Annotated in this window: 16 protein-coding genes; 10 read left to right on the forward strand and 6 right to left on the reverse strand. The window is 51.6% G+C overall.

All coding sequences use genetic code 11. From position 1 onward, the window contains the following. Nucleotides 1-187: 187 nt before the first annotated feature. A complete protein-coding gene (locus Enr17x_RS28830) occupies nucleotides 188-1552 on the forward strand; it encodes a hypothetical protein (RefSeq protein ID WP_145313764.1) in 1365 nt (454 codons plus the stop codon). A gap of 167 nt (nucleotides 1553-1719) precedes the next feature. Further along, nucleotides 1720-2934, forward strand: a complete 1215-nt coding sequence (locus Enr17x_RS28835; protein ID WP_145313765.1) for a cofactor-independent phosphoglycerate mutase — start codon at nucleotides 1720-1722, stop codon at nucleotides 2932-2934. Nucleotides 2935-3190: 256 nt separating this feature from the next. Here Enr17x_RS28835 and Enr17x_RS28840 read toward each other — a convergent pair whose 3' ends face one another. After that, a complete protein-coding gene (locus Enr17x_RS28840) occupies nucleotides 3191-3616 on the reverse strand; it encodes a ferritin-like domain-containing protein (RefSeq protein WP_145313766.1) in 426 nt (141 codons plus the stop codon). Nucleotides 3617-4007: 391 nt separating this feature from the next. Here Enr17x_RS28840 and Enr17x_RS28845 point away from each other — a divergent pair, with 391 nt between their 5' ends. After that, nucleotides 4008-4367, forward strand: coding sequence for a co-chaperone GroES (locus Enr17x_RS28845; RefSeq protein WP_198000859.1), 360 nt, complete (start codon nucleotides 4008-4010; stop codon nucleotides 4365-4367). A gap of 25 nt (nucleotides 4368-4392) precedes the next feature. Here the strand turns inward: Enr17x_RS28845 and Enr17x_RS28850 are convergent, their stop codons facing one another. Next, nucleotides 4393-5493 carry an XdhC family protein gene (locus tag Enr17x_RS28850; RefSeq protein ID WP_145313767.1) on the reverse strand — a complete coding sequence of 367 codons (1101 nt, stop codon included), beginning with the start codon at nucleotides 5491-5493 and terminating at the stop codon, nucleotides 4393-4395. Nucleotides 5494-5515: 22 nt separating this feature from the next. Beyond that, the gene (gene eboE / locus Enr17x_RS28855) at nucleotides 5516-6682 is read right to left on the reverse strand and encodes a metabolite traffic protein EboE (RefSeq protein WP_145313768.1); all 1167 of its coding nucleotides are present in this window, start codon (nucleotides 6680-6682) and stop codon (nucleotides 5516-5518) included. Between the two features lie 328 nt (nucleotides 6683-7010). Here eboE and Enr17x_RS28860 point away from each other — a divergent pair, with 328 nt between their 5' ends. From Enr17x_RS28860 to Enr17x_RS28885, 6 genes are all read left to right on the forward strand, one after another. Beyond that, nucleotides 7011-7628 (forward strand): RNA polymerase sigma factor, encoded by a 618-nt coding sequence (locus Enr17x_RS28860; protein WP_232100894.1) that lies wholly within the window; start codon nucleotides 7011-7013, stop codon nucleotides 7626-7628. A 33-nt stretch (nucleotides 7629-7661) separates the two neighbouring features. Next, the gene (locus Enr17x_RS28865; protein ID WP_145313769.1) at nucleotides 7662-8183 is read left to right on the forward strand and encodes an anti-sigma factor family protein; all 522 of its coding nucleotides are present in this window, start codon (nucleotides 7662-7664) and stop codon (nucleotides 8181-8183) included. Continuing rightward, nucleotides 8164-9507, forward strand: coding sequence for a hypothetical protein (locus Enr17x_RS28870; RefSeq protein WP_145313770.1), 1344 nt, complete (start codon nucleotides 8164-8166; stop codon nucleotides 9505-9507). Before Enr17x_RS28865 ends, Enr17x_RS28870 begins: the two co-directional genes overlap by 20 nt. 136 nt (nucleotides 9508-9643) lie before the next feature. Further along, the gene (locus Enr17x_RS28875; RefSeq protein WP_145313771.1) at nucleotides 9644-10378 is read left to right on the forward strand and encodes a hypothetical protein; all 735 of its coding nucleotides are present in this window, start codon (nucleotides 9644-9646) and stop codon (nucleotides 10376-10378) included. Between the two features lie 76 nt (nucleotides 10379-10454). Next, on the forward strand, nucleotides 10455-12818 hold the full coding sequence (locus tag Enr17x_RS28880; RefSeq protein ID WP_198000860.1) for an alpha/beta hydrolase family protein: 2364 nt from the start codon (nucleotides 10455-10457) through the stop codon (nucleotides 12816-12818). A gap of 229 nt (nucleotides 12819-13047) precedes the next feature. After that, nucleotides 13048-13977, forward strand: a complete 930-nt coding sequence (locus Enr17x_RS28885) for a leucine-rich repeat domain-containing protein (protein WP_145313773.1) — start codon at nucleotides 13048-13050, stop codon at nucleotides 13975-13977. Between the two features lie 12 nt (nucleotides 13978-13989). Here the strand turns inward: Enr17x_RS28885 and Enr17x_RS28890 are convergent, their stop codons facing one another. The 3 genes from Enr17x_RS28890 to Enr17x_RS28900 form a co-directional block, all read right to left on the reverse strand. After that, nucleotides 13990-14757, reverse strand: coding sequence for an NAD-dependent epimerase/dehydratase family protein (locus Enr17x_RS28890; protein WP_145313774.1), 768 nt, complete (start codon nucleotides 14755-14757; stop codon nucleotides 13990-13992). A 41-nt stretch (nucleotides 14758-14798) separates the two neighbouring features. Further along, on the reverse strand, nucleotides 14799-16145 hold the full coding sequence (locus Enr17x_RS28895; protein WP_198000861.1) for a dipeptidase: 1347 nt from the start codon (nucleotides 16143-16145) through the stop codon (nucleotides 14799-14801). Nucleotides 16146-16206: 61 nt separating this feature from the next. Continuing rightward, nucleotides 16207-17043: a Rieske 2Fe-2S domain-containing protein gene (locus tag Enr17x_RS28900; protein ID WP_145313776.1), complete on the reverse strand. Its 837-nt coding sequence runs from the start codon at nucleotides 17041-17043 to the stop codon at nucleotides 16207-16209. Nucleotides 17044-17168: 125 nt separating this feature from the next. On the opposite strand from Enr17x_RS28900, the gene Enr17x_RS28905 reads away from it, so the two are divergent. Further along, complete coding sequence (locus Enr17x_RS28905) at nucleotides 17169-17720, forward strand: 5' nucleotidase, NT5C type (protein WP_145313777.1); 552 nt, start codon at nucleotides 17169-17171, stop codon at nucleotides 17718-17720. Nucleotides 17721-17863: the final 143 nt, after the last annotated feature.

Genomic DNA, 17863 nt, shown 5'->3' on the forward strand with positions numbered 1-17863 from the left:
AAACGCGACCGGAAAAACAATGCCGATTCACGATACAGATTTCGTGTAGACCGCGCTTGGTTTGTACTAAAGAATCCTTCCAAAAATCCCCCACTAACCCAAAAACGGCTGGAGACATCTAAAACTTTTGATACGATAGAGGGCAGAGTCTCGCCTTGAATTGTCCTACCACTGGAGTTCTGCCCTGATGTCTGATGCTTTCCTTCCTCACCAATTGTCTGATTCTCTGTCCCGCCGTGATGTTTTGAAACTGGGAGCCGCCGCGATGGCTGGGTCTGCTGGTTTGAACTGGCTGCAATCGGATCTCGGTGCCGCGGAAACGAAACGGCCGCAGGTCGCCGCCATCTATACGCAGTTCTTTTACTGCTCGCACGCGTATCATATTCTGCATCCCTTCCTGGGGCCGTATCTGGTTAATGGCAAGATTCAGCAGCCGCAGTGTGATGTGCTCTCGTTTTATGGCGATCAGTTTACCGACCGCGATCTCTCGCGCGGCGTGGCGAAGAAGTATGACATTCCCATTTATAAAACGATCCGCGAAGCACTCTGTGTGGGCGGCAATGAACTGGCCGTCGATGCCGTGCTGTCGATTGGCGAGCACGGCGATTATCCCGATACGAAATTCGGGCAGACCAAGTATCCCCGCAAACGGTTCTTTGATGAAATCGTAGCGGTCATGAAACAGTCGGACCGTTTTGTGCCGCTGTTCAGCGACAAGCATTATTCCTATCGCTGGGACTGGGCGCGGGAGATGTATGATACTTCGCGGAAGTACGGCTTTCCGATGATGGTTGGCAGCTCGGTTCCGCTGGCACAACGCACGATTCCGCTGGAGATTCCAGAGGGGACGGAACTGGAAGACGCCGTCTCCATTCATGGCGGGCCGATCGAGAAGTATGATATTCACGGGCTCGAAGTGCTGCAATCGATGGTCGAATTTCGCAAAGGGGGCGAGACCGGCATTTCGTCCGTCCAGTTTTTGAAAGGGGACGACCTGATCAAAGCGGGCAAAGAGGGACGCTGGTCGATGAAGCTGGCGGAAGCCGCCATGCAGGCCGAACTGGGGGATGCCAAACGGGGGCTCTTTGATCCGATTGGCGCGGAAGGCACAACGGAACCGCACGGCATTCTGCTGGAATACAAAGACGGGTTCCGCGCGACGATGCTCAAGATCGGTTCCAACGGCGTGCGCTGGAACTTCGCCTGTCAGGTCAAAGGAGAACCGCAGCCGAAAGCGACGACGTTCTTCCCCGGCCCGTGGGGGAACCGCAATCTGTTTCGCGCGTTCGCGCATGCGATTCAGCATTTGTTCGTCCACAAGGAAGAACCGTATCCCTGTGAACGGACCCTGTTGATGACGGGGGCCCTGGATGCCGCCATGCATTCGTACTTCGAAAAAGGCTCGGCGAAAATGAAGACGCCGGAGCTGGAGTTCTCCTACAAGCCGAAAAATTTTAATCAGTTTCGGGAAATGGGTGAGTCCTGGAAGGTGATCACGGCGGAGATGCCGTTACCGAAAGATTTTGTGGAAGCCGATCCGGGACCAAAATAACAGACGGCTTTTTCACGATTTTCGCGGTATGTGCAGCCGGAAACGGGTTGTGTCGCAATTTCATGACGCGGGTTCCTTGCAGGAAGCGGATCAATTCAGGATATTGAGGACAAAATGGTTCTTTTATCTTCGAATTTATGATCCTGCAGAGAGTTAGTGCCCCCAAAATGAAATATGTGCTCGTCATTCCAGATGGTTGTGCGGATGAACCGCAAGACGCATTGGGGGGGAAAACCCCCCTGCAAGCCGCGCGTGTGCCGCGAATGGACGCCGTAGTTTCCGAGGGAATCCTCGGCCGCACCGATACTGTGCCTGCTTCGATGCCGTCCGGTAGTGATGTGGGAACGATGAGTCTGTTTGGCTACGACCCGCTGGTGTATCACACGGGGCGTGCCCCGCTGGAAGCCGCCGCACAGGGGATCGAACTGGGGCCACACGACTGGGCCATCCGTTGTAATTTCGTGACGATCACCAAAGGGAACATGGCCAGCTTCACCGCGTCGCAGTTACCCAATGAGGTGGGTGAGGAATTAATCGGCATTTTGCAGGAAGCGACCGATGATGATCCACAGTGGGAATTTCATCAGGGGGTCAGCTATCGGAATCTATTGATCTACCGGGCCAAAGATGCCGACGATCAACCCTTTGATACGGGGACCACAACCACGCCGCCACACGATTTAACCGACCAGCCGATTGCCCATGATCTCCCTTCAGGCAAAGGGGGCGAATTGTTGCTCGACCTGATGGAGCGCAGCAAGAAACTGTTTGCGAAGTCGACGAAGAATCAGAAACGCGACGATGGTCAACCACCGGCGACCCAGATCTGGTTGTGGGGCCAAGGGAGCCGCCCGGCGCTGACGCCATTCCTGGATCAGTTTGGCAAATCAGGTGCGGTGATTACGGCCGTCGATTTGCTGCGTGGCCTGGGACGTTTGCTGGGCTGGGATGTGATCGAAGTGGAAGGCGCTACCGGCTACACCGACACCGATTATGCGGCCAAAGGCCGGGCTGCGATTGAGACGCTGAAACTGACCGACTTTGTCGTCGTGCATGTGGAAGCGACCGACGAAGCTTCGCATGAAGGCGAAGTCGAAGAGAAGATCAAAGCGCTGGAAAATATCGACGAGCATATCGTCGGTCCAGTGCATGACTATCTGAAATCACAAGGCGATTATCGGATTCTGGTTTGCCCTGATCATCCCACGTTCTTACGGACGAAAACGCACAGCCACGGCTATGTGCCATTCGGGATCTGTGGTTCGAAAGTTCGTCCTGACCAGGCAAACAGCTACGACGAAGTCACCGCCAGCACGAGTAATCTGCTGCTGCCCAAAGGGCACCAGTTGATGCCGTTCTTTTTTGGGACGCTGACGAAATAGGTGCACGTAACCTTACGGTCGTTTTTAGCGATGGAGGCGTTTTCGTCTGCACTGTTGGCAAGCCAACAGTGCCACGCGGCAATCACGTTTGGGAATGTAGGGGTAGCCCTGTGTGGCTACCCGCCTTGCGAGTTTCGTACTGATATTACGCCTGCGTTGGAACCGGTTGAAGCGTTTCGAAAGTTATCACAAAAACCACTTCCATAGCGCGGGCAGCCACATAGGGCTGCCCCTACTATGAGATATCGGATGTTTGTTATACAGGCCAGTCCTGGAGGATGCGTTCGACTTCTTCGGCATGGCCACTTTCATCGCGGATCATGTCTTCGAGTTGAATGGCCAAAGCTTTGTCTCCGAACTCATCTGCTTCCTGGGCGCGGGTGGTGTAATCCTCGGTGGCGCCTTTTTCGGCAGAGAGGATGGCTTCCAGCATTTCCCGGTTGCTGTGTGCTTCCCGGACTTTGGAGGGGACGGTCGTCGGTTCACCACCGAGTGCGACGATTTTGTTTGCCAGAAACTGGGCGTGCATCTGTTCGTCGGGGACTTCTGCCAGAAAAAACTGGGTCAGCTGTGGCCGATAGGGGCCGGTGGCTTTGGCGGCATAGGTTGTATATTGAATGATGGCGGCCAGTTCGTTCGCCAGATCCTGATTCAGTTTGTCAATCAAAGTTTGCTTGTCCATGGTTCTCTCCTGAAGAATGAATAGGGGGACCAGCCAGTGATCCGCTTAATCTTGAAAGCACTTACTTCACTTTATAGATGAACATTCTACTTAATCAACTCTGGAAGATTAAGCGGCCCTGATAAATAGTCTGCGGATCGGCGGGAAATCGTAGAAAAATCAGGCTGAGGGAAACTCCTGAGATCGCGGTTTGAGCAATGTTGCGTAAAGTGAAAAAAACGAATGATCGGACCCGCCACTTTGATAATGAGCCCCGGGTTTGGAATTTCGGGGTTCTTTTCGGGGGGTATATGGACTATGATTGTACTTAGCACACCAGATGCGTTATTTTGACCGTCTGTGTGTTTTTTTGTCGTTTTTGAGTATCAAAGTTTTAGATTGGGAGATTTGGGTGTCTGACTGGGTTGAACCTCTGGGAATGCGAATTCTCATTCGTAAAGACGAAAGTCGTCAGACGACGAAGGGGGGGATTGTTCTTCCCGATAAAGCGGAAATTCCGAATATCACGGGCCGCGTGGTCGAAATCAGCGTGCAAATCGAGCGTGATGATGACTTTCCGATCAAGAAATACGATAAAGTGCTGTTCAATCCCAGCGAAGCCATTCCGGTTGATTTCGAGCCGGACAATGTACTGTTCGTCGTTCCCATTGAGGATGTCGTAGCCGTCTTCCGCCGCGGCGATTCGAAAACCGATGAAATCCGCTCGGCTGAAGAGCAGGAATACGAAGATCCCGACGACTGGGACGAATAAACGGCGGGGAAACGGGCCGACGCGATCAGCCGACCTGATCCGGCGTTTTGATTTCTTCTACCAGACTGGGCCGTTGATAACTGGCAGGGATGGTATCCAGATTTCGATAGGCGACCAGTTCCGCAACGATGCTTAAGGCAATTTCCGGAACCGTCTGTGAGCCGATGTCGAATCCAAGTGGGGCATGCACGTCCGCCAGTGCTGCGCGCGGCGTACCCGTGCGCAGCAGATCTTCAAAGATCAGTTTTACTTTACGCTTGCTGCCGATCATCCCGATGTAGCGGGCTTCCGTTTGTGCCAGATGCCCGAGTGCCTCTTCATCATGATTGTGTCCTCGTGTCACGATAATGATGAACGTGTCTTTGTTGACGGTCAGATCCGAGAGCACCGTATCGAAGCTTCCCACAATCAGTTGTTTCGCGTCGGGGAAGCGTTCGGAATTGCAGTACTCCTGGCGGTCATCGACGGCGATGATTTCGAAGCCGACGTCACTGGCAAGCGCGGCCACTTTCTGACCGATGTGACCACAGCCGACAATCACGAGCTGGCACGTTTGCAGAAAGGTCAGGTAAGCGATGCCTCCATTCACATAGGGCCGCGGTCGATTTTTAATCGGCTTGAGCCCGTCCCACAATTGCGACGGCGGTTCAGGCTGACCTCTCCAGGCGACGATATTAGATTCGGCATCAATCAAATAGCGGTCTGTTTCACTTCCGCCGGCAGCGGTCTCCGGGTTGATCACGACCGCTTCGGTGCAGCCTTGATCACCATCCAGCAGTTGCAGCATGCTTTTGTAATACTCTAAATCCGCTTCACTCCTGATGGGATCCACGAGTACTTTCATCCGGCCGCCACAGATCAGGCCGTCATCCCAGCCGTAATCACTGTCGAGCTGGAAGGTCATGATTTCTGGTGCGTCTGCTTCAAACATTCTCAGAGCGCGGCGCTTGACTTCGGCTTCGACACAACCGCCGCCCAGTGTGCCCGCCTGCGAGCCATCGCGATAGATGAGCATGGCGGCGCCCGGTTTTTGTGGCGTAGAGCCGCGAGTTTCGACGAGGCAGGTATAACAGACGGGTTTTTGCTGTTGAACAGCCTGTTCCAGTTCGAGTAATAATTCTCGCATGGTCGGTTACTTCATCAGATACTTAAAGCGTATTCAAGAGTGTGCGGGCCGCCTGCAGTTCGCACGTCAATCCTTCGACCAGTGTCGGCTTCTCATCGCCGGGCAGGACTTCCCAGGTGTAGGTTTCAACTTCCAGATGCGGCGCGTAGTCGAGTTCTTTGACAGTGGCCAAAGCTTGTTTTAATTCTTTGTGCGTGGTCCCCAATGGCCCCAGCGATTTGGCGTCTACTGGCACATGGAAGTGAACCCGAAGTTTTTCCGTCTCTTTCAAACGGGGATCGGGATCCAGCAGGAATTCTTGGGTGAGATCGACAATCCGATAGAGATCGCCCGTTTCCAGACTGCCGATGGTCTGATGCAGATAGCGGGGCTCAGCGTAATTAGCGAGCAAAGTCCGGCCGGCTTCATTCTCCCAGGGTTGATCCAGTTCAATGGCATTGGAGATATGAATTTTATTGATGCGAATTTCCGCGTGGGTAATCTGGCGAATGGAGCCGGGAATGTCTTCAAACTCGACGGCCTGATGGCAGACATCGTAACAGGCTCCCAGGTATTCTCTGACCGTTCCCAGCAATTGTTTTTTCGCAGCGCGTTCATAGAGCCGTTCGAAGAACACGATCAATTCGTGCGTGAATTCAATCACACAGAACGGCTCCGGCTCGATCGCCAGGCGAATCGTGCGGCCGGTTTCTTCTTTTAATTGTTTCAGAAACGTCGCCAGTTGAATCAGTTGATCGATGCAGGCATTACTGAAGTCGGCGGCGTGCTCGAATTGTTTGAAGCCGAGCGGAACTGTGGAAATACTGCCTTCGGTTCCTTCCGGTAACAGGGCCGCCAGCACGCGGGCGCAGCCTTTGGTATACTCCAGGCGTTCGGGTTTGCTCCAGTCGGGCAGATAGACATTTTCTTTCACGCGTTCGCTGTGAAAATTTCCAAATGGAAAGGCATTCAATGTGTAACAGGTCAGTTCGCGTTTCTGGATTTCTTCAGCAAACTGCAGGTGCCCTTCCGGTGTGGAGAGAATTTCCCGGATCACCGGTTCAGCCAGCCAGAGTCCGGCGGCCAGCGGTGCGTCCAGTTGTTGTTGAATCGGGATTGTATACTCGTCGAGTTTTTGCAGGATTTCCGATACAGACAAACCGGGATGCACGTTGGTGCAATAACTCAAAGGCAGTGTATTCAGCGTCATAGAACTTCCTCAGAGGGCCCTCATATCGGTGGGAAGTAGAAATACAGCAAACCAGGCGATTCGCTGTCAACTTCTATCATAACAGAGACAAACCTGCGGACTACCTGCTAAAAGAATTTACAGGCGGTGATTGCGGTTGTGGAATCAAAATTTCTGGAAAAGACAACTTGTGTTAACATGTCAGTTTAGCGACGATAACGGGTACGAACCTGCATGAAAACAGACAAAAAGCGGGTTTCTGACAAACTCGGACAGAAACTTTTTGTTATGCTGCGTGTTTAGTACAGGCGGGTCACTTACCCCGAAATATGGGAGTCAGAAGTCAGTTGTGGTTACTACCGAAATATTGAGTTCACCTTATTTACGCGATCCTGACGTGCAATTGATGCTGCGCGCCAAGGAAGGAGATGAAGGTGCGTTCACTGAATTGGTAGCAAACTACCAGGACCGGATTGTCGGAATATTTTGCCATTTGCTGAGGAATCAGGAAGCAGCGGAGGATTTGGCTCAGGAAGTCTTTTTGCGGATTTATCGTTCGCGCGGCAACTATGAGCCGAAGGCGAAGTTTTCCACCTGGCTGTTTCGGATTGCCAATAATCTGGCCAGCAATACGCGTCGCAATAAAGGTCGCCGCCGCGAAGTGTCGCTCAATCCCCAGGATTCCGGTCCGTTGGGCATCAGGCCGGAAGAGCAGTTACTGATGGAGAAATCAGGAATGATGCCCACCCGGCAGGCCGGTTTGAAAGAGACTCAGGCCGTCGTGCGGCAGGCATTGGAAACATTAAACGAGCGTCAACAGATGGCGGTTCTGTTACACAAGTTTGAAGGCATGAGTTATGCGGATATCGGGACTGCAATGAAACTGTCGGAAGCGGCTGTAAAATCATTGCTATCCCGGGCACGAGAAAACTTGCGCGTGCAGTTGGAAAAGCATATTAACGGTTAAAACAAAAACAGGAATTCGTGGTAGAATCCTAAAATGAAAAAAGAGATCAAAGAAGAAAAAATCGAAAAGCTGGTTGCTTACCTTGATGGCGAGGTGACAGAGCAGGAAGCGATCGAGGTTGAGCAGTCTCTCTCAACTGATGAGAAAACGCGTGCGCACGTTGATTCCCTGGAGCGAACCTGGGAGTTATTGGACAAGCTGCCGATCACCAAAGCCTCCAGTGAGTTCACCGATAAAACGCTCTCTACGATTAAAACCGTTCAACTGGAAGCGCAGGCTGCGGAAGAAGCGAATCGATCGGGCTTTTCGTTAAGTAAAAAATCACAGCAACAACTGCGGAGAGCAGCGATTGCCGGTGGCTGGATGGTGGGATTGGCCTGTTCGATCTATATCGGCTTTGCCATCACCAACCAGTGGGTGCCGGAAGAGTCAGAGCCATTGCTCAGAGAGTTATCATTTATCGAAAACCTGGACACCTATTCGGAAGTCCAAAGTCTGGAATTTCTGGAAGAATTGCAGCAATCAGGAACCTTCAATGAAACCGCGCAGCAGTAAAAACGTTCAACGGCGTTCCCCAGGCGCAGGCAAATCCACAAGCCAGGCACCGGCTTTGTGGCCGCTGCTGTTGCGCGCGGTGGGAGTCGGAATGGGAACCGTTGTCTGTGTGATGGTGCTGCTGGGCGCCAGTGGTGCGGATGAAAATCAAGAGGCTGCCAATCGCAAGAAAATTGAAGCGATGACGCCCGCCGAGCGCGCACAATTAAAACGCAATTACGAAAAGTTTCAGAAGCTGTCAGACGCTGAAAAGCAACGCTACCGGAAGATTCATCAAGCGACACACAAGCAGCCTGAGTTGAATCGGGTGATGCGTTCTTATTGCAACTGGGTCAAAACACTCTCTCCCTGGGAGCAGGAAGACCTGAGGAATGCAACTCCGGAAGAACGCATCGAATTGATTCGCAAATTCCGTTCAACCCATCAAAGGCCGGGCCGCCGTCGTAGCAACCGGTATTATCGCGAGATCTCACAAATTCTGGAAGTCGATGTCTTCAAAGACCCTAAGATGAAATTCATGTGGGTTCCCGCACCACCACCGGAACTGTTTAAAGAAGTGATCGAGATCATTGAAAAAAGTTTGCCAGATCCGATGACGTATCCTCAGCCGAAAAATCAGATGTCTGACCTGGCGCAGTCTCTGGCCGTTTTGCAGGCAGCACTCGATGTCAAAAAACGTCAGGATGATGTAGACGGTGCTGATTGGCCGCGTCCCGAAGTAGTCGACCAAATTCACGAGTTATGGGACGACCATAAATATGCGATCAACAAGCTTGGTGATAAACGGGGCGGCCCCAGAGTCGATGCCCTTCGTGGTCGTGGCGATTTGCGCCGCGTGCAGATACCGATTTTTTTAGCAAAAGGACTGATGGACCAGTTATACACTTCAGTGAGACAGGAACTGGCACAAATCAATCCTCCGGATGAAAAGTTGCATCACTATTTTGAGAAGACGATGGATTCAAAATCAAAAGAGTATCTGATGAAGCTTCCGCCTGAGGAAATGCAGGAAATATTGAAGTTTCGATATTTGACCCATCATCTACCGCCGGAAGTCCAGAAAAAGATCGACCAGCAGTCAGACGAGGTTAAGAATTTAATTATCCGACAATTATTGCGAGGGATTGAAAGACGATGGTTCTTCTTCGAGGGACCCGGCGGGCGTAGCACGAAAGAACATCTGAACGAGAAAAACGACCGCCCCAACAAAGGATTTCGCGGGCCCGGTAATCGTGGCCCCGGCGAGCGACCGAATCGCGACCGGAGACCAGGTCAAGGACCTCCTAGACGTCCCGGTCCGCCACCTGAGAAGCCTGATGCTTGAAAATCGGGACGAAATCCTGTCTGATAGATTCTGAAACAAGATCAGAGTTTTCTACCTCGAACCGAAGTTTCTGCGCGTCTTGAGATGCGCAGCCATTCTGCGGCGGCAGGTTTCCATTAAAAACAGGAGCGATCCCATGTTGCGTTCATTCATCTCAGCCAGCCTGATCACAGGGCTGATGCTGGTTACCTTTGCTGGAATCAACGATCTTCAGGCCAAAGACCCCGCACCGCTAAAAACATTCAAAAAAGGTCAGATCCCCCAAAGCATGCAGGGTCTGCCTTTGTTGTTTCATGAGAATTTCCAGGCAGGGAATTCCAAACATTGGGAGCTTACGGACGATACTGCCTGGAAAATTATCAAGCAGGGCGACAACAAAGCATTCAGCCTGACGAAGAAACGCAGCAAATATGAACCGCCGGTTCGCTCGCCTTATAATCGTGCGTTATTGAAAAACATTTCCGTTAGCGATTTCGTTTTTGATGTCAAATTACAATCGACAATTCCCGATTACGGGCATCGGGATTTATGTCTGTTCTTTGGTTATCAGGATAACGCCCATTTTTACTATGTGCATCTCGGTAAAAAGACCGACGATCATGCCAACCAGATCTTCATCGTGAATGATAAACCACGCACCAAGATTTCGACCAAAACCACTCCGGGTACAGACTGGGATGACGAATGGCATCATGCCCGCGTTGTCCGTGATACAGAAACCGGCTCCATCAAAATTTATTTTGATAACATGAAAGAACCGATTATGACGGCGACTGATAAAACGTTTCTGTCGGGACGCGTCGGTATTGGCTCGTTCGATGACACCGGTAATTTTGATGAGATTCTCCTGTTCGGTAAAAAAGTCGAATAGCAGCCGTCGTCGGTCGTGTCTGATTTCATCGTTCTCACTGATCCGCATTTTTGACCCCACCAACCAGGAACATATGATGCGATACCTGTCCCCCCTGTTTGTCGTCGCTTTATTCGTTAGTTTCCCTTCCTTAGTTTTGGCGCAAGCTTTGGAGTTTCCGGAACAACTGCCGGGGACGACGGCGCTCGAACTGACGGTCCCGCTTGACGAACATATGGTGGCGGGCATTGACCGTTACGCCTTAAATGCTCTGGCGCAGTCTCCGGAATTGCGTCCCGCGAAATGGAACTATGATTTCAGCAGTCATGCTGCATTTATTGAAAGTATTAAAGACAATCGGCGGCGGTTCAAAACCATCATTGGCGCCGTTGACCCGCGCGTTGCCGGTCCCGGTTTTGAACTGTTGACGACGACGGAAAATACATCAGTGATTGCCGAGTGTCCGCAGTTCAAAGTGCATGTCGTGCGTTGGCAGGTGCTGGACGGCATGACCGCGGCGGGGCTCTTGTTACAACCGACCGGGGACATCAAAGCACGCGTGGTGGCATTGCCCGATGCTGACTGGACGCCGGAAATGTTCATCGGCTTGACGCCGGGCGTTCCCAAGTCGGCACAGATTCCGCTCAAGCTGGCTGCTTCGGGAGTTCAGGTTGTTATTCCCACATTGATGAGTCGCGAATCTGATTTCTCCGGTCATCCGAAAGTGTTTTATACCAACCAGCCGCACCGCGAGTACATCTATCGTATGGCGTTTGAAATGGGGCGGCACGTGATTGGATACGAAGTACAAAAAGTAATGGCGGCGGTTGATCAGTTTGAGCGTCTGGATAAACAAGAGCATCGTATTTTACCAATCGGTGTGGTCGGCGTGGGTGAAGGTGCTTTGCTGGCATTCTTCAGTGGTGCCGCCGATTATCGCATCAAAGCCACATGGGTGGCCGGCTATTTTCAACAACGTGAAAACGTCTGGCAGGAACCCATTTATCGAAACGTCTGGAGCCAGCTCACCGAGTTTGGCGATGCAGAGATCGCGGGTATGATTGCGCCGCGCACGTGTGTGATTGAAGCCTGTTCGGTGCCTGTTGTGGATGGCCCCCCAAAAGCTAAGCCGGGAATCAGAGCTTCTGCGGCACCCGGGGTAATAAACATCGCATCGCCTGAATCGGTCCGCGCAGAATATGCCCGGGCGGCACCGGTATTCGAGAAACTGGGGCTCAAACAGAATTTGTCACTGGTAATAAAAGGTGATGGCACCGAACCCGCAGGATCGGATCAGGCCCGCCAGCAGTTTCTATTTGGCTTAAGAGTCAAAATGAATAAAAAACGACTTCCGCCTGTTGAGTTAACGCCCGTTGCCAGTGGAGTGGTCGTTGACCCCACAGCGCGACAGGAACAGCAGTTTAATGAAATGAATGAATTCACACAGGAAGTCTTGAACCGATCATCCCGCTATCGGGATGAGGAATGGCAGCCGAGTAAATATAAATCGGTTGAAGCGTGGGAAAAAGTTTCCGATCAACTGCGTGCGAAAGTATATGACGAACTGATCGGCCGGCTTCCTGAGCCTGCTAAACCGGTTCCTCTGAATGTCAAAACACGTAAGGTAATTCAGCACGCAGACTATCAGGGCTATGAAGTCATGCTGGATGTGATGCCCGAGATCGTTGCCGGCGGGATTCTACTGATTCCCAATGATCTGAAACCCGGAGAACAGCGTCCTGTCGTGGTCTGTCAGCATGGGCTGGAAGGTACGCCGAAGGACACGATCACCCATGAAGGGCGCATGTTTCGCGCCTACAAAGCCTTCAGCGAGCAGTTGGTGAAAAAGGGACTCATTGTCTATGCACCACAAAATCCGTATCGAGGCTTTGATCGGTTTCGTACGTTACAGCGAAAATCGAATCCCATGCAGCGCTCCCTTTTCAGTTACATTATCCCCCAGCATGAAAGCACGTTGGCCTGGCTCGATTCGCTTCCGTTCGTTGACGGGAAACGGATTGGGTTTTACGGGCTTTCCTATGGCGGTAAGACAGCCGTGCGTGTGCCCCCGTTTGTGAAGCAGTATGTCTTCTCGATTTGTTCGGGTGACTTTAACGAATGGGTTCGCAAGAACGCCGACAGTGCCCACCGCTATAGTTATGTGTTTCATGGTGAATACGAAATCTTTGAGTGGAACATGGGACATGTCGCCAATTATGCCGAGCTGTCTTATCTGATGGCGCCACGGGCCTTCATGGTCGAACGCGGGCACAACGATGGTGTCGCCCCCGATGAATGGGTGGCAGCCGAATACGCTAAAGTCAGGCGGTTTTATGTGCAGATGGGAATCGGCGATCGGACGGAAATCGAATATTTCGATGGACCGCATACAATCAATGGGAAAGATACCTTTGCCTTCATTCTGCGCAACCTGAATTGGCCCGATCCGGGTCAAAAATAGGCCCTGATGCCTGACAGTTCGGTTTTCCCGGGTAAAAAAGCGTTCGTTCACATGCGAATTTCGCGATTAATGTGTATGTTATAATTGCCGGTAGATATAAAATCAGGGCGGTGTATACTTGCGGATAGTGTTCGTGGTCCCCTTCGGGAGGGCAATGAAGGTCAGGCTGCATTTATAGCTATTGCCCTTTTTCAGAGTCAGACTTTTCATTCCAAATGGGCTATCAAACATGAGTAAAGCTGCCACAGGTTCAGAGGAAGAAGTTCCCCAGGAATCAACGCTGGAAACGGATATCAAGTCACTGAAAGAGATCAGTGCGAATTTGAAAATGGACTACAATGGCAACATCTCTCAAGTTTCATTTTCGGGTTCGAAGCTGGTTGATGCCGGGTTGGTCTACCTCGGACGTTTGTCAAAACTCCGGAAGCTGGACCTGTCTGGTTCGAAAGTCACCGACGAGGGAATGGTTCACATCAAGCCGTTGAAGAGCTTGCGCGAAGTCTCTCTGCATGGCATTCCGGTGTCCGATGAAGGGCTGGGGGAATTCAAAAAGTTAACCAACCTGGAAATTCTCAATCTGTCTCGCACCAAGGTAACCGACGCCGGTTTAAAACACCTCAAAGGCCTGGATAGCCTGAAGGAGCTTTATCTGACTGGCATGGAAATCACCGATGACGGGCTGGCGCATCTTTCAGGATTGAAAAGCTTAGAAACATTGGGCCTGTCTGAAACACAGATATCAGATGAGGGGCTGGCGGATATTAAAGGGTTGAAAAAACTGCGGGTCCTTCTGCTGCGAGACACTCATATTTCCGACGACGGTCTAAAGCAAATCAAAGGGCTTACCCGTTTACAGCGACTCTGGTTACGCAATACGAATGTGACCGACGACGGTATGAAATACCTGGCCAAAATGAAAGACATGGAATGGCTCGAGTTGAACGATACTGAAGTTGGCAACGCCGGTATTTCGGAACTCAAGGTGCTTGAGAACATCGTAGATATGAACCTGCGGAATACAAACGTGACCGATAAATGTATTCCTTCGCTCAAAAAGATGAAAAATCTGGGCACACTTTATATCGACGGGACAGAAATTACCGAAGAGGGAATCGCCAAACTTGAAAAAGCGCTCCCTTATTGCCGGGTAGAGCAGTAAGCGAACGGATTCTCAGGCATAGTTCGATTCAGCGGGGATGGGTTGATCCTCGCTGCCCATTTCGAATCCCAGTTCTTCAGGCAAAACTCTTGGTTGATATCCCAGTAACTTCTCTGCTTTGCTGAGGTCCCAGCGACGCTTGGAACTTTCTCCGACGATGGTGATGACTTCACAGCCCTCGATTTCAGCCGTCAGCGCTTTCTGATACGCCTGCATCAGATCGGGAAAAGGAACCCATTGTGGCCTGAGGGGTTGAGTTTTCCAGAGTGGATGTTCGAGATCAATCGGCTTGGGAATCCGCAGACAGACAATCGACATCCCGAACTCGCGTGCGTAATGCGCACACATGACTTCGCACAGTTGCTTACCGAGGGCATACGAGCCGACCGGTCGTGGCGGGGCATCAGAGTCAACCCACTGTGGTGCTTCATATCCCAGAACCGTCATCACCGTGCTGGTAAAGATGAACCGTTTCACGCCGGCGTCTCGGGCCGCTTCAAGTAAATGGAACGTCCCCTTCACATTCACGTCGAATCGTTTCCCATTTAATTCATCCCCTTCCATTGGACCTTCGTCAGCCTGTTTCGCCAGATGAATTACCGCGTCCACACCCTGCATAGCAGCGCGGACTTGTGCCGGGTTGGTGATATCCAGTGTGATAAAACGTGGGTCGTCAGGATTGGGATAAATGTCTCCCAGAATCAATTCATCTTCAGTTTGCCAGTGCTGCGCAAAGTAACGGCCGACATAACCGGCGGCACCGGTCATTAACACTCTCATAATTTCAAGCTTTCGAAGAGGGAAACGAATTGCCGTTCGATTCAGGAGATCGATTCCTGACAGACTCGCAGTATATTGCCGCCGATAATTTTCTGAATGTCGGCATCCGAGTACCCGCGTTGAACCAGACCCACGGTAAACAAAGGCCAGTTCGTCCAGGAAACACTGGTTCGCATATCAGGCGTTTCCTGGAAGTTGTCTGGTGGCCACAAGCTCCGCCAAGGCGTGCGGCCACGCGGTGCTCCGGTTGCTTTTCTGTTCTCAAGTGCGCTGTTGCGCGAGGTATAGGATACGTCGGTTCCAATGGCGATATAATCAATGCCAAATTTTTTCACGACATAGTCGACATGATCCAGTAGTCGGCTGATATCGCCACTGCCACCCAGGTAACGGGGAATACAGCAGATGCCAATCAAGCCGTTGGTGTCTGCAATGGCTTTGATCACATTATCCGGCTTGCTGCGAATATGGTGATGCAGGCTGGCACAGGTAGTGTGACTGGCGACAACCGGTTTTTCAGAAACCTGCGCCGTTTCCAGACTGGTTTGCCAGCCGGAATGCGCGACGTCCGGGATAATTCCCAGTCGATTCATTTCCCCAACGACGGTCCGGCCAAAGTCACTTAAGCCGGCGTTCGCCGGTTCGGCACAACCATCGCCCAGCATGTTGCGGCGGTTGTACGTCATATGCATCATCCGAATTCCCAGCTGGAAGAAGATCCGCATGTATTTCATTTCATCGGTCGTGGTTTCCCACTGTTGAGTGAGAGGAACGCCGTTACCAGTCAGGTATAAACAGTGGCGTCCCTCTTTTTTCGCTTGCACGATGTCATCGGGAGTCACTGCTTTGGGTACAAAATCGGCCAGCATGTCCGTGGTAAAAGTGAACCGCGCCAGCCGTTTGATCAGTCGCAGCGGGTCCTGCCCTTCTTCGCCGGCGTTCTGGAAAATGCAGGTCACACCTGCGGCATCGAAGGCTTCTTTGAATTCACGTTGTTCCGTCGGATCGGTGGCACAACGGGTCATCGACATATCTTCCCGGAGGTCCTGCAATTCTGCGGTGGAAGCTTTCGCTTGAATTGCAGCTGCCATCCGGTCTCCGTCGATCGCAGCCCGTGGTGCAAAGCCGTAAGAATCGAACACGAGTGAATCTGCGTGGAGCTGCAAACCATGTTCCAGTTGCTTCGGCGTTGGCTTCAGAATATCCAAGGCGACTTTGCGGGCGTGTAGAATTTTGTCATTCTGGATTGGCTTTGGTTTTGAAGAGGCGCCAGGCTTGGTGCCTGCTTGCTTCTCTGCAGCAGGGAGTGAGGAAGCCGCAGCAGCTCCTAAACCAGTGGCGGCCAATGAAGTACCCAGAAATGATCGACGGTTGATCGAATTGCTCATGATGAATTCCGTAGGTGTGGGTGGTTGGATTGTCAGGTGAGGTTAAGTCAGGAACCGGTTCTCATTTTTGATCGCAGCCACATCCGCCGCTGGAACAGCCCGATGGCGCGGGTGCTTCGTCGACGGGGTGGAATACAATACGCCAGGCATAGTTGGCATTCAGTTCCTGCGCAAGAATTTCTAAGGCGGGCATCCTGCTTCCCAGATAATACAGCACGACCGTTTGCTGATCAAATAATTGTTCGCAATCAATGATTTCTGTAGGCATCCCCCGCTCTTGAATCAGGGTCTGGCAATCTTGAAACACGCGGGCGGTCACATCTTCCTGGCGGGAAAGTGTTTCCTGATCATTCTGCGTGAATTCTCGCAGAATGGTGCCGGCGGCTGTTCCCGTTTGATCCAGCAGATCGACTGACGAAAGAATTTCGCCAACCTCTTCGCCGCGACTGGTTTCTAAAACCACACACTCACGATGCGCATAAGCGGCATCTGTTTCACCGGCGAAATGATCGACCCAGCCCATCACGCCATAACGGACCAGAAACAGGTTTTGTGGTGTCACTTCTGATTCAAACGCGGAAGCGTTGATCAGCAGCACTCCGGATTCCTGTTTGAGTTCAAAGCGGGTTAATGGAAATTTCGGAAAGTCGTGGCATTCCCCCGTTGCGACATCGAAAGTCCAGTCGTGTAACGGACAGGCGACTTCCGTTCCACAGCCCTCACCTTCAATCAGCGAAGCCCCCTGATGCGGGCAGGAATCCTGAATCGCATAAAAACCGCCTGGCTGTTCCGCGTCAACGACGTGAAACACGGCAATGTCGATGCCTTTGATCGAATATGATTTTCGTGCACCGGGGTCGATTTCGGAAATGTCTCCCAGTGGAATCCAGTTTGTCATAGTGTATTCGTCCAACGTCAAATTCGGGTGTTGCCACTCTGGCCGATGATTTCATTTTATTATATGCTCAACAGGTAATCATACCGTTTTATCTGCAAAGTGTCTTCCTGGAGCGAAAAAACAGCATGGCTGTGCGACATATCTTACTGGACATGGATGGCGTCATCTCTGATTTTATGGGCGCGATTCTGGAGTTACATGGTCAGGCGCATCTGGTCGAGAACTGGCCCGAGGGAGAAGCAAACTACGCCGGCGTTCTGGGTTTGACCAAAGATGAGTTCTGGAAACCCGTCGACTCCATCGGCGGTCGCTTCTGGAAAGAATTTCCCCCGTATCCCTGGCTGAATGACCTGCTCACGCTGATTAAACAGACAGCACCGTTTACCATCAGCACTTCTCCCAGCCGCAGTGCCGCCTGTGCTTCGGCGAAAGTCGAATGGCTCAGGCAGCACTTTGATGAGCCTCTGTTTATGGACTTCATGATTGGAACGCAAAAGTATCTGCTGGCAAAACCGGATGTCGTGTTGATTGATGATCAGCATAAAAACGTCGACCGATTCCGCGAACATGGCGGCCAGGCGATTCTCTTTCCGCAGGCCTGGAATGCGAATTATGCCATCAGTGACAGGGTCGGGTATGTCAAATCAGAGCTGGAAAGACTACAGAATACGCCCTGACAACCGTCATGAAGCGCACAACATAGTGAACAAACTGGTTCTTTTCTGGGATAAGGGGTAGTTTTTGCCACTCAGGAAAGGTATCCTAAGACGTGTTTCATAAATAAAGTTGTTAAATCAAAGTTGACGAATAGGGAATATAA

It is taken from the genome of Gimesia fumaroli (assembly GCF_007754425.1).
Taxonomy (GTDB): Bacteria; Planctomycetota; Planctomycetia; order Planctomycetales; family Planctomycetaceae; genus Gimesia; species Gimesia fumaroli.

Excerpts from the sequence above, each read along its gene's own strand:
- Enr17x_RS28900 (WP_145313776.1), bottom strand. The coding sequence starts at position 17,043 with ATGACAAACTGGATTCCACTGGGAGACATTTCCGAAATCGACCCCGGT.
- Enr17x_RS28905 (WP_145313777.1), top strand. The coding sequence starts at position 17,169 with ATGGCTGTGCGACATATCTTACTGGACATGGATGGCGTCATCTCTGAT.
- Enr17x_RS28885 (WP_145313773.1), top strand. The coding sequence starts at position 13,048 with ATGAGTAAAGCTGCCACAGGTTCAGAGGAAGAAGTTCCCCAGGAATCA.
- Enr17x_RS28865 (WP_145313769.1), top strand. The coding sequence starts at position 7,662 with ATGAAAAAAGAGATCAAAGAAGAAAAAATCGAAAAGCTGGTTGCTTAC.
- Enr17x_RS28880 (WP_198000860.1), top strand. The coding sequence starts at position 10,455 with ATGCGATACCTGTCCCCCCTGTTTGTCGTCGCTTTATTCGTTAGTTTC.
- Enr17x_RS28870 (WP_145313770.1), top strand. The coding sequence starts at position 8,164 with ATGAAACCGCGCAGCAGTAAAAACGTTCAACGGCGTTCCCCAGGCGCA.
- Enr17x_RS28835 (WP_145313765.1), top strand. The coding sequence starts at position 1,720 with ATGAAATATGTGCTCGTCATTCCAGATGGTTGTGCGGATGAACCGCAA.
- Enr17x_RS28830 (WP_145313764.1), top strand. The coding sequence starts at position 188 with ATGTCTGATGCTTTCCTTCCTCACCAATTGTCTGATTCTCTGTCCCGC.
- eboE (WP_145313768.1), bottom strand. The coding sequence starts at position 6,682 with ATGACGCTGAATACACTGCCTTTGAGTTATTGCACCAACGTGCATCCC.
- Enr17x_RS28875 (WP_145313771.1), top strand. The coding sequence starts at position 9,644 with ATGTTGCGTTCATTCATCTCAGCCAGCCTGATCACAGGGCTGATGCTG.
- Enr17x_RS28850 (WP_145313767.1), bottom strand. The coding sequence starts at position 5,493 with ATGCGAGAATTATTACTCGAACTGGAACAGGCTGTTCAACAGCAAAAA.
- Enr17x_RS28890 (WP_145313774.1), bottom strand. The coding sequence starts at position 14,757 with ATGAGAGTGTTAATGACCGGTGCCGCCGGTTATGTCGGCCGTTACTTT.
- Enr17x_RS28895 (WP_198000861.1), bottom strand. The coding sequence starts at position 16,145 with ATGAGCAATTCGATCAACCGTCGATCATTTCTGGGTACTTCATTGGCC.
- Enr17x_RS28840 (WP_145313766.1), bottom strand. The coding sequence starts at position 3,616 with ATGGACAAGCAAACTTTGATTGACAAACTGAATCAGGATCTGGCGAAC.